At 39.6% G+C, this 11,399-nt stretch carries 11 protein-coding genes and 1 tRNA gene; 9 read left to right on the top strand and 3 right to left on the bottom strand.

From position 1 onward, the window contains the following. A partial coding sequence (locus CXY28_RS08155; protein WP_157819746.1) for a DUF874 family protein occupies positions 1 to 127 on the top strand: 127 nt, incomplete at its 5' end. Positions 128 to 356: 229 nt separating this feature from the next. Here CXY28_RS08155 and CXY28_RS08150 read toward each other — a convergent pair. Then, a complete protein-coding gene (locus CXY28_RS08150; protein WP_100980428.1) occupies positions 357 to 1,100 on the bottom strand; it encodes a carbonic anhydrase in 744 nt (247 codons plus the stop codon). A 277-nt stretch (positions 1,101 to 1,377) separates the two neighbouring features. Here CXY28_RS08150 and CXY28_RS08145 point away from each other — a divergent pair, with 277 nt between their 5' ends. The 3 genes from CXY28_RS08145 (at position 1,378) to CXY28_RS08135 (ending at position 5,279) form a co-directional block, all read left to right on the top strand. Beyond that, on the top strand, positions 1,378 to 2,553 hold the full coding sequence (locus CXY28_RS08145; protein WP_024118196.1) for a sugar transporter: 1,176 nt from the start codon (positions 1,378 to 1,380) through the stop codon (positions 2,551 to 2,553). Between the two features lie 169 nt (positions 2,554 to 2,722). Beyond that, positions 2,723 to 4,102 (top strand): HP1184 family multidrug efflux MATE transporter, encoded by a 1,380-nt coding sequence (locus CXY28_RS08140; RefSeq protein WP_050826226.1) that lies wholly within the window; start codon positions 2,723 to 2,725, stop codon positions 4,100 to 4,102. 25 nt (positions 4,103 to 4,127) lie between these two features. Then, on the top strand, positions 4,128 to 5,279 hold the full coding sequence (locus tag CXY28_RS08135; protein WP_100980426.1) for a cation:proton antiporter: 1,152 nt from the start codon (positions 4,128 to 4,130) through the stop codon (positions 5,277 to 5,279). Positions 5,280 to 5,287: 8 nt separating this feature from the next. Here CXY28_RS08135 and CXY28_RS08130 read toward each other — a convergent pair whose 3' ends face one another. After that, positions 5,288 to 6,049 (bottom strand): tRNA 2-thiocytidine(32) synthetase TtcA, encoded by a 762-nt coding sequence (locus tag CXY28_RS08130; RefSeq protein WP_000312900.1) that lies wholly within the window; start codon positions 6,047 to 6,049, stop codon positions 5,288 to 5,290. 18 nt (positions 6,050 to 6,067) lie between these two features. Next, a complete protein-coding gene (locus CXY28_RS08125) occupies positions 6,068 to 7,360 on the bottom strand; it encodes an MFS transporter (protein WP_332870742.1) in 1,293 nt (430 codons plus the stop codon). A gap of 173 nt (positions 7,361 to 7,533) precedes the next feature. Here CXY28_RS08125 and CXY28_RS08120 point away from each other — a divergent pair. From CXY28_RS08120 to CXY28_RS09005, 5 genes are all read left to right on the top strand, one after another. After that, positions 7,534 to 7,611 (top strand) — tRNA-Met (locus CXY28_RS08120). Positions 7,612 to 7,711: 100 nt separating this feature from the next. Continuing rightward, positions 7,712 to 8,968: a NupC/NupG family nucleoside CNT transporter gene (locus CXY28_RS08115; RefSeq protein WP_100980422.1), complete on the top strand. Its 1,257-nt coding sequence runs from the start codon at positions 7,712 to 7,714 to the stop codon at positions 8,966 to 8,968. An 11-nt stretch (positions 8,969 to 8,979) separates the two neighbouring features. After that, the gene (locus tag CXY28_RS08110) at positions 8,980 to 10,221 is read left to right on the top strand and encodes a phosphopentomutase (RefSeq protein ID WP_100980420.1); all 1,242 of its coding nucleotides are present in this window, start codon (positions 8,980 to 8,982) and stop codon (positions 10,219 to 10,221) included. Further along, positions 10,218 to 10,919 (top strand): purine-nucleoside phosphorylase, encoded by a 702-nt coding sequence (gene deoD / locus CXY28_RS08105; RefSeq protein ID WP_025276277.1) that lies wholly within the window; start codon positions 10,218 to 10,220, stop codon positions 10,917 to 10,919. The genes CXY28_RS08110 and deoD overlap by 4 nt, the downstream gene beginning before the upstream one ends. 72 nt (positions 10,920 to 10,991) lie before the next feature. Continuing rightward, positions 10,992 to 11,204 (top strand): hypothetical protein, encoded by a 213-nt coding sequence (locus tag CXY28_RS09005; protein WP_079334145.1) that lies wholly within the window; start codon positions 10,992 to 10,994, stop codon positions 11,202 to 11,204. Positions 11,205 to 11,399 lie beyond the last annotated feature (195 nt).

Raw genomic sequence — 11,399 nt, 5'->3', positions numbered from 1 at the left:
TTCAACCTCTCAAAGCCTTTTGTTCGTTCAAAAAATATTTGCTGATATTAATAAAGAAATAGAAGCAGCGGCTAATACCGAGAAAAAAGCAGAAAAAGCGGGTTATGGTTATAGTAAAAGGGTGTAGGCATAAGAAAACACCATAAAATCGTTCTTAGCTTATTTATGGTATTTTAAAAACTCTATGTTACCCAATTAGAACAGAGCTTTTTTAAACTTCTTAGTAGGGATTCCAATCGTCTTTAGCGTTTGAGCGTTTCACAAAATACAAGCGGTTGCAATTTTTAGCGGTGTTTTATGAAGAATGATTTTTACCTCCCTTTTTTAAAAGAGGGGGTTTTAAATTTAGCGGATCTTTAGCGGGTCTCAGCTGAGCTTTTAATGATCACGGTGTTGTAGTCAGGTTGGACGGGGCGTTGGTTAGGCGAATTTTTCATGCGTTTTTTGATTTCAGCCAATTGTTTGGCAGAGACTTCCAAAGGCTCTTCTATCACAAACCATGCCACCCCTTCTGTGCAAGGAGGAGCGGTGAGAGAGCCGTTAAAATGGTAGTAATTGATAGTTTTGGGTAAGAAAGCGTCTAAAGCCACCTCTTTAAAATTTTGTTTCTTTTGAATGCCTTCTAAAATAGGATCAAGGTTGGGGTTTTCTTTCCCTTCTTCAAAACCTATCGCTAACACCAACAAACGCCCTTTAGCGTCTTTATGCACGAAATGCACGCTCAAAGGCCTGGTTTTATTATTGATTAAAAACTCCATAGGGGCGTGGAAATGCACATTATCCAGCACATAATCATGCCCTCTATAATTAATGTGGTTAGTCGGTTCAAACGAAGCTTTTAAAGTGTGGTGGGTGAAAAAGACCGCTTTAGGTTTAGAAGCGGCGTATTTGAATTGCAAATCGGTTTTATCTTGCGTGTGGTAGTAATGCTCAATGTTGATGGGCGATTGGCTTTTACCGCTTTTGCACACTTCAAAATCTTTGTGCAATTTGTCCCAACGGTGTGGGCCATTTTCTTTATTTTTATAATCCCATTTGGTGTTTTCAGCGCCTATAAGAGAAGCCGCTAGCGCTAAAGCGATCAAAAAAGTTTTTTTCATTCTAATTATCCTTTATTCTAAAATTCTAAAATTATTAAAAAGGCAATAGCTTAATTTTAGCGCTTAATCAACAATGACCGCAGTTACAAAAAACAGATTGGTTAAAAGTTGGAAATGATTTTAAATTCTGTTTTATATGGTAACAACTTTATTAAATTAATGCGCCTATGGAGCGGGAATATTTGTTTCAATCAGCCCCTAATTTACAAGCGATTAAAATTTTTGTCTTATACTCCAAGTTTTCAAATGGAATAAAATTTAACCCCTTAAGATTTAAATGATGATAACCAAACAATCGTATCAAAGATTCGCCTTAATGCGGGTCTTTGTGTTTTCGCTTTCAGCGTTTATTTTTAACACCACGGAGTTTGTCCCTGTCGCGCTTCTGTCAGATATTGCGAAAAGCTTTGAAATGGAGAGCGCAACAGTGGGGCTTATGATCACTGCTTATGCATGGGTAGTGTCTCTTGGCTCATTGCCCTTGATGCTGCTTAGCGCTAAAATTGAAAGGAAACGCTTACTGCTCTTTCTTTTCGCCCTTTTTATTGCTAGCCATATCCTTTCAGCGTTAGCGTGGGATTTTTGGGTGCTACTCCTTTCTCGTATGGGTATCGCTTTTGCCCACTCTATTTTTTGGTCCATCACGGCTTCTTTAGTCATTCGTGTCGCGCCAAGAAATAAAAAACAACAGGCCTTAGGGCTGTTAGCGTTAGGGAGTTCGTTAGCGATGATTTTAGGGTTGCCGCTTGGGAGGATCATTGGGCAAATCCTGGATTGGCGATCCACTTTTGGCGTGATTGGGGGCGTTGCGACTCTTATAATGCTGCTTATGTGGAAATTGCTCCCGCATTTACCGAGTAGAAACGCCGGCACGCTCGCAAGTGTCCCTATATTAATGAAACGCCCGCTTTTAGTGGGGATTTATTTGCTTGTGATCATGGTTATCTCTGGGCATTTCACCACTTATAGTTATATTGAGCCTTTTATCATTCAAATCAGCCAATTTTCCCCTGACATTACGACGCTAATGTTGTTTGTGTTTGGGTTAGCGGGCGTGGCAGGGAGTTTTTTGTTCGGTCGTTTGTATGCAAAAAATTCAAGAAAATTTATCGCTTTTGCAATGATTTTAGTCATTTGCCCGCAACTCTTGCTTTTTGTGTTTAAAAACTTAGAGTGGGTGATCTTTTTGCAAATTTTCTTATGGGGGATTGGGATCACTTCACTCACCATTGCGTTGCAAATGAGGGTGTTGCAACTCGCCCCAGATGCTACGGATGTCGCGAGCGCGATTTTTTCGGGGAGCTATAATGTGGGGATTGGATCAGGAGCGTTGTTTGGCAGTATTGTGATCCACCAATTAGGGCTAGGGTATATTGGCTTTGTGGGTGGGGCTTTAGGTTTGTTGGCGCTGTTTTGGCTTAGATTCATTACGATAAAGTTTAAAAAAACATAAAGAGCGTTAAAAGGATTAATCCAATAAAGGAAATCCCTTTCGCGCTAAAAACCATTTTTTAAAATTTAATGATACGGCTTGAATCTAGTTGTGCTAACGGATAGATTGTCTCTCTTTTTATGTTAAAATAGAAAAATTTGTCATAAATTTTAGGTGGTGTGTGGTTTAAATGCTCAAAAAAAAGATTGATTTGCATAAAGATTCTATTAGGAAGCTCTTTTTTTATTATTTTATCCCTTTAGCTTTTTCTATGATTTCACTTTCCACTTACTCTATGATAGATGGCATGTTTGTGGGCAAGAAACTGGGTAAAGAAGCTATCGCTGCGGTCAATATCGCATGGCCTATTTTCCCGGCTTTAATAGCGTATGAATTGCTTTTTGGTTTTGGGGCAGCGAGTATTGTGGGGTATTTTTTGGGTCAAAATAAAACCCATAGGGCTAGGCTTGTGTTTAGCAGCGTGTTTTATTTTGTCGCTCTAAGCGCCTTTATTTTGAGCATGGCGTTATTGCCTTTTAGCGAAACTATCGCACGCCTTTTTGGGAGCAATGACGCTTTATTGAGCATGTCCAAACGCTACATTGAAATCATTTTAATGGGCGCGGTTTTTATGGTCCTCCACCCTTTAGCGGATGTTTTTGTGGTGAATGACAAACGCCCCATTTTAGCGATGGTAGCGATGCTGATTGGCTCGTTAGCGAATATCTTTTTCAACTATTGGTTTATTTTTGTGTTGGAAGTGGGGGTTCAAGGCAGCGCGATAGCCACCGTGATAGGGCATGCGATAGGGGTTTTAGTCTTAATGCAACATTTTTGGCGCAAAAAAGGGCAATTGTATTTCATCAAACGATTTTCTTTATCTTCAGTCATTTCTTCAGCCAAAAGCGGCGTGCCTCAAAGCACGGCAGAATTTAGCGCTTCTATTATGATTTTATTGTTTAATACCGCTATCATGCACACGGCGGGGGAAAGGTTTGTGAGCATGTATGGGATCGTTATGTATAATGCGATTATCTTTTTTACGACTTTATTTGCGATTTCTCAAGGCATCCAACCGATCGCGAGCTTTAGCTATGGGGCTAGAAATTTAGAGCGCGTGAAAGAGGTGTTTGTCTTTGGTTTGAAAGCGGCGTTTTGTATAGGGATTGTTTTCTATGGCGCTTATTATTTCTTAGATGAATTTTTAATCAAGCTTTATTTGCAGCCAAGCGAACAAGACCCCCTTTTTATGCAAGAGACTAAAAGAGCGATGAATATTTATTATGTGGGCTATGTTTTTTTAGGCATGACTTTGTTGTGCGCGGTGTTTTTCCAATCCATCCAACGCGCTAAAAGTTCGTTTATCATCACCCTTTCGCACACGCTAGGGTTTATTATTGTCCTATTGCCGATTTTAAGTCACTTCTATGGGATTAATGGCGTTTGGGTAACTTACCCTATCGCACAATTTTTAGCGTTTTTAGTAGCGTTAGGGGTAACTTATTACGAAATCAAAAAAGGGGTTTTTACCACTTATAAAGAGAAAAACCCTATCGCTTTGAAAACTTAACCAATAAATAAGGTAAAATTAAGACATGCATGCAGAATTTTTCACTTTCGCGCTCATTATGCTTTTAATTGTGATGGCCCCCTATATGTCCAGAATCTCTCGTTTGCCTATCACGGTCGTGGAGATTTTATTTGGGTCTGTTGGGGCGTATGTGGGTTTTATTGAGCCTACTAAGGGCTTTGAAATCATGTCTGAAATTGGCTTTTTGTTTTTAATGTTTTTGTGCGGTTTGGAAGTAGAAATTTATTTGTTTAAAAAATTAGGGGTTTCTCTTTTAAAACGCATTTTTGCTTATCTGTTGATTTTATACATGCTTTCATTCATTCTTACTTTTAGCCTTAATTTAGAGCCTATTTTTATGGTGATTTTCCCCATTATTAGTTTGGGCATGATCATGACTTTAGTCAAAGATTATCGTAAAGAGATTTTGTGGCTTGATTTGGTTTTGAAAGTGGGCGTTATTGGGGAATTGTTAAGCATTTTTGGTTTGGTGGTCGTGGATGGGGTGTATTCGCATGGTTTGGGTATGGATTTGATTAAAGATTTAGGCATTCTTATTGTTTTTTTAATCTTAATTATCGTGGCGTTTCAAATCTTTAAGACTTTGTTTTGGTGGTTCCCGCATTTAAAGCTTTTTGTGATGCCTAAAAGCAGTCAGTTTAACCAAGACGTGCGTTTTTCGCTCATGCTCTTTTTTTCCTTAGTTGCGATCGTGGTGTGGCTCAAAATAGAAATGGTTTTAGGGGCGTTTCTAGCAGGGTTAGTCGTTTCTACTTTTTTCCCTCATAAATCAGAATTGATCCACAAGCTCAATGATGTGGGGTTTGGGTTTTTTGTGCCTTTGTTTTTCATCCATGTAGGCTCTACTTTAGACTTAAAATTAGTGTTTTTAAACCCGCATTTGATCCTCCAAGGGATATTGATTGTCATAGCGATGTTGAGTTTGCACTTGATCACTTCAACCTTATTGTGGCGTAAATACTTTAAAGAAGCTAAGCATTTATTTTCATTCGCCTTAGGGGCTTCTATGCCTTTAACTTTTTTAGTAACCACCGCAGCAGTGGGTTTAAAAGCGCAAGCGATCTCGCAAAACACCTACTACGCATTGCTCATGGCGGCTATTTTTGAAGGGGTGTTATTCACCATTACGATCAAAATACTCAACAAAAAAGCTTAAATGAAAGCTTAAGCGTCTAAATATCTAGCGTCGCTAAAGCTGCTCGCTTGGACATTATTGAACGCATTCTCTAAGCTATCAAAGAAACGAGGGTGCAAGTTTTGCATTTCTTTTAAGAAATTTTTAGTGGCTAATCGCGCGATAGGGGGCTTATCAGAGGTGGGCTGTTTGGCCGGGCAATTGCAATCAGGAGCGACGGGGATATTTTGAGAAGTGACAAAATGAATGCTACTAGCTTCTCGAACCTTAATCAAAGGGCGGATCACCAACAAGCCGTTTTCAGCCCTATAAATGGGGGGCATGCTCCTTAAACTCCCGTTATAAGTGAAATTCATAAAAAAGCTCTCTACCGCATCATCTAAATGGTGCGCGATAGCGACTTTATTATAGCCTTCCTCTAAAGCCTTAGAATACAAAGTCCCTCGCCTCAAACGAGAGCAAAACGAACAAAACGAGCTTTTTTCACGGCGTTTTTCGTTGATCGTGGCAGCGATTTGGGTGTAAATGATCTCATGCTCAATGCCTTGCTCTTGGCACAAATCGCTCAACCATTTCAAATCTTCGCCCAAACCATAATGCACGGTAACCGCTTTAAAATCAAATTTGAAAGGGGCATGTTTTTGCATCCTAGCTAAGATGCACGCAAGCATGATAGAATCCTTGCCCCCGCTCAATCCTAATAAGACTTTATCGCCTTCTTCTATGAGTTTGTAAGTGGCGTTGGTTTTGCCTACAATGTGTAAGACTTTTTTAGAAATTTCATAGGCCATTTTTGATCCTTAATTGTTTTATTTTCTAAAGTTTCGCGCTAAGCGAATGATTTCTTCTTCACTAATGTGATCGGAATTATATTTCACAATAATGATTTCTTCGCTAATATTAACATACCATTCAATGATTTTGTCCCCTAAAGTTTCAAATTGTTCCTCATTGTAAGCGTCTAAGGGGAAATAGACATTTTTTTGCTTGGAAGGGTTATGGAGTAAAAAGAGCGATAGCCCCCAAATAAGCCCTAAAGCTACAACGATTAAGCTTGTGTTAGAAACGCCTAAATGATGGTAGCTCAACCCCCCGCTCACGCCCCCAACAAAGCTCCCTAAATAGCCAAAAGTAGTGAATTGCCCTAAAACCTTGCCTTTTTCGTTTGCTTTAGCGAATTTAGACGCTAAAGATTGCATGATAGGCTCTAAGGTGGCAAAGCCAATAAAGAAAAACGCCACCCCAAGAATAAAGAGCCATAAATATTTCCCTAAAAAGCTAGAGTCGGCTAAAAACAAGCACAAATAACTCACAATAAACAACAGCACACCAGAAAGCATCACTCCTTTAGGCTTATTGTATTTTTCAGCCATAACGCTCGCTATTCCCATGCTTAAAACCCCTAATAAGGCTCCAGGCACATACACCAAGATTAAAAAGCTTTCATCTTTATGGAATTCATTCACTAAGGCTAAAGGGATCAGCACAAAAATAAGCGTCATGAACGCTTTTTCAAAAAAAGAGCTTAGATACAAAAGATACAAGGCTTTAGAGTTGGGTTGGTAAGCTTTTATGTTTTTGATTTGGTAAGAAATTTTAGGGGCGTCTTTGACTTTTAAAAGCATTAACAAACTCAATAAAGTTAAGATCGCCGTGAGCAAGAAGAGCCATTTTGCCCCCCCAAAAAACGCCATAACCCCAGGGCCTATGGCCATGCTTATAGTGAAGCTAATGAAAATAAACGCCCCCATGATGGCCATCGCTTTGGTGCGCTCTTCTTCTTTCACTTCATCAGCCACCATCGCGCTAACGACCCCCCCTAAAGCCCCCATGCCTTGAATGAAGCGCCCTATAACGAGCCAAACAATATCATTCGCTATAAAGCACACTAACGAGCCGGCTAAAAACAATAATAAGCACACCATAACCACCACTTTACGGCCTATCTTATCGCTAAGAATGCCCATGGGGGTTTGAAAAACAATTTGCGTGAGATAAGCCCCGCCCACCGCCAAACCTATAAGCAAGGGACTGCTTGAATGGAAACTATCCGCATACAAACTAATGACAGGCAAAACGATAAAAAGCCCTAAAAACCGCAACGAAGACACTAACGCTAATGGAAAAATTTTCTTAAACATGCGTAGTATTTTACAAGAAAATCTCTAATTTTTATCATTAATTTAGGAAAGTAGGATTGATAATAAAAGTTTAATGTAATTTTAATGGATTTTTAAGAAAATTTTTTGTATAATCTCATTCTTTTATTTTTTTTGTCAAGGTAGCTCAGCTGGTTTAGAGCGCTGGTCTCATAAGCCGGAGGTCGGGGGTTCAAGTCCCCCTCTTGACACCATGATTTGATTTAATCTTCATTTAATATTCATTTAATCTTTTTTTTAGCAAACCTAAACTACAATAGCGTTGCATCTTTTAATTTCTTTAGGGATTTGACGATGATTTTTAGCTCTCTTTTTAGTGTTGTAGGGATGGCGGTGCTTTTTCTTATTGCTTGGGTGTTTTCTGGCAATAAAAGGGCTATAAATTATCGCACGATTGTCAGCGCCTTTGTGATTCAAGTGGCTTTGGGGGCGTTGGCTTTATATGTGCCTTTGGGTAGGGAAATGTTGCAAGGCTTAGCCAGCGGCATACAAAGCGTGATTTCTTACGGCTATGAGGGGGTGCGTTTTTTATTTGGTAATCTCGCTCCAAACGCTAAAGGCGATCAAGGGATAGGAGGCTTTATCTTTGCGATCAATGTTTTAGCAATCATTATCTTTTTTGCTAGCTTGATTTCACTTCTATATTATTTAAAAATCATGCCTTTATTTATCAATCTCATTGGTGGGGCGTTGCAAAAATGCTTAGGCACTTCTAAAGCAGAAAGCATGAGCGCAGCGGCTAATATTTTTGTAGCGCACACAGAAGCGCCCTTAGTCATTAAACCTTATTTGAAAAGCATGAGCGATTCAGAGATTTTTGCGGTCATGTGCGTGGGCATGGCTAGCGTTGCGGGGCCTGTGTTAGCCGGGTATGCGAGCATGGGCATTCCTTTGCCTTATTTAATCGCCGCATCGTTTATGTCCGCTCCTGGGGGTTTGTTGTTCGCTAAAATCATTTACCCGCAAAACGAAACCATTTCTAGCCATGCAGATGTTTCGGTAGAAAAGCATGTCAATGCCATAGAAGCTATCGCTAATGGGGCAAGTACAGGGCTAAATTTAGCCTTGCATGTGGGAGCGATGCTTTTAGCCTTTGTGGGGATGCTCGCGCTCATTAACGGGCTTTTAGGGGTTGTAGGGGGGTTTTTAGGCATGGAGCATTTGTCTTTAGGGTTGATTTTAGGCGCGCTCTTAAAACCCTTAGCCTTTATGCTAGGCATTCCGTGGAGCCAGGCCGGGATTGCCGGAGAAATCATAGGCATTAAAATTGCGCTCAATGAATTTGTGGGCTATATGCAGTTATTGCCTTATTTGGGCGATAACCCTCCTTTAATCTTGAGCGAGAAAACTAAAGCGATCATCACTTTTGCGTTGTGCGGGTTCGCTAACTTAAGTTCAGTCGCTATGCTCATTGGAGGGCTTGGCAGTTTAGTGCCTAAAAAGAAGGATCTCATTATAAGGCTTGCTTTAAAAGCGGTGCTTGTAGGCACGCTTTCTAATTTCATGAGCGCGACTATCGCTGGGCTATTCATAGGATTAAACGCTCATTAAAAGGACAAAACATGCAAAAAAGAGTGGTAATCTTATTATTGGATTCTTTTGGTATAGGGGCTAGCGAAGACGCTAAAGATTTTGGCGATTTGGGGGCGAACACTTTAGGCAATATCGCTAAGGCTTGTTTTAATAACTTGGCTGATTCTAACGATCGCAATGGGGCTTTGAAACTGCCTTATTTAGAGAGTTTGGGTTTAGGTTTGAGCGCTTTAAAAGCCGCAAATGAATTGCCTTTGGGTTTCCAACCACAACCCAATTTAATAGGGGCTTACACTTATGCGCAAGAACTTTCTAGCGCTAAGGATACGATTTCTGGACATTGGGAGATGATGGGTGCACCCGTTCTTTTTGAATGGGGGTATTTTAAAGACAAAAATGATTCGTTTCCTAAAGAAATTTTAGATGAAATCATGCACAAAACTAAGATTAAGGGCTATTTAGGGAATTGCCACGCATCAGGGACAGAAATCATTAAAGATTTAGGCGAAAAGCATTTAGAAACTTTATACCCCATTTTTTACACTTCAGCGGATTCGGTGTTTCAAATCGCTGCGCATGAAGAAAAGTTTGGGCTTGATAACTTATACGCTCTTTGTGAAGAAGTGTTTCAAATTCTAGAGCCTTTAAAGATCGCTAGAGTGATCGCACGCCCCTTTATTGGCGCAAATAGAGAGAATTTCAAACGCACCGCTAAGCGCAAAGACTATGCGATAAAGCCCCATAAAAAATTGCTTTTTGAAACATTCATTGAAGAAAAGCAAGGCGAAGTCATTAGCATTGGGAAAATCGCTGATATTTACGCTCATGTGGGGATCACTCAAAAGTTCAAAGCCGGTAGTTTGATGGAGCTATGCGATGTTACTTTAGAGCAAGTCAAAAACGCTAAAAACAACAGCTTGATTTTTACGAATTTTGTGCATTTTGATAGCGATTATGGGCATAGGCGCGATATTAGAGGGTATGCTAACGCTTTAGAGCATTTTGATTTGCGTTTAAAAGAGGTTTTAGAAAATTTAAGAGAAAACGATTTGCTCATTCTTTGCGCCGATCATGGGTGTGATCCCAGCTTTAAAGGCACCGATCACACCCGAGAATACATTCCTGTTTTGTTCTATCATAAAGATTTACAACCAGCCTTTTTAGGCAAGAGCGAGTCGTTTGCGGATATTGGGCAAAGTATCGCTTATTTTTTGGGATTAAGCCCCTTAGATTATGGCAAAAACTTATTAAACTTTAAAGGACAACCATGACCCCTCACATCAACGCCAAAATCGGCGATTTTTATCCTCAATGCCTTTTATGCGGCGATCCCTTAAGGGTGAGCTACATTGCGAAAAAATTCTTACAAGACGCCAAAGAGATCACGAATGTGCGTAACATGCTAGGCTTTAGCGGGAAGTATAAGGGTAAGGGGATTTCTTTAATGGGGCATGGCATGGGCATTGCGTCATGCACGATTTATGTTACCGAACTCATTAAAACCTATCAAGTTAAAGAGCTTTTAAGGATTGGCACTTGCGGGGCGATTAGCCCAAAAGTTGGTCTGAAAGACATTATCATGGCAACGGGAGCTTCAACGGATTCTAAAACCAATCGGGTGCGTTTTTTAAACCACGATTTGAGCGCAACGCCTGATTTTGAATTGAGTTTAAGAGCGTATCAAACAGCAAAGCGTTTGGGTATTGATTTGAAAGTGGGTAATGTTTTTTCAAGCGATTTTTTCTATTCTTTTGAAACGCATGCCTTTGATTTGATGGCCCAATACAACCATTTGGCTATTGAAATGGAAGCGGCAGGGTTATACGCCACGGCGATGGAATTGAGTGCTAAGGCTTTATGCTTATGCTCGGTTTCAGATCACTTAATCACTAAAGAAGCCTTAAGCCCTAAAGAAAGGGTAGAGAGCTTTGATAACATGATAATTTTGGCTTTAGAGATGATGAGTTAGCCTTTTTTGCCCCCATAAGTTAAGGATAAAATTTAAAGGAAAACCCTTAAAGCTAAAAGCCTTAAGGGAACTTTGGAAAAACTAAAGCTATCGTTTTACAGAAACTTCGTTTTACAAAACTATCGCTTCAATAAAACAACAACTTTACACCCCAAAAACGAAATTTCAAGGTATAATGTTTTCCAAGAGTTTTTGCCATGTTTGGTAGCCATGACAAACTCCTTTTATGGATTTATCCCCATAATCCGACTTATGGGGGTGTTTATTTTACAACAATCTTTCTAAAAACCAAATCCCAATCAATTAAAAACACTCTTACAAGCTTGATTGAGTGCATCAAAACACCCTAAAACTTTTTTTGAAATCCAATAAATTTGTGGTAAAATTAAACGCATTGTAAATAAATTCTCATTTTGATACATTTTTTGCAATAAAACATTACTTTAAGGAACATTTTATGAAAAAAACGAAAAAAACGAT

The sequence above is a fragment of the Helicobacter pylori genome (assembly GCF_002832345.1).
Taxonomy (GTDB): domain Bacteria; phylum Campylobacterota; class Campylobacteria; order Campylobacterales; family Helicobacteraceae; genus Helicobacter; species Helicobacter pylori_CP.
Note: the sequence above shows the minus strand (reverse complement) of the source record. Positions and strands in the feature narration are given on the sequence as shown.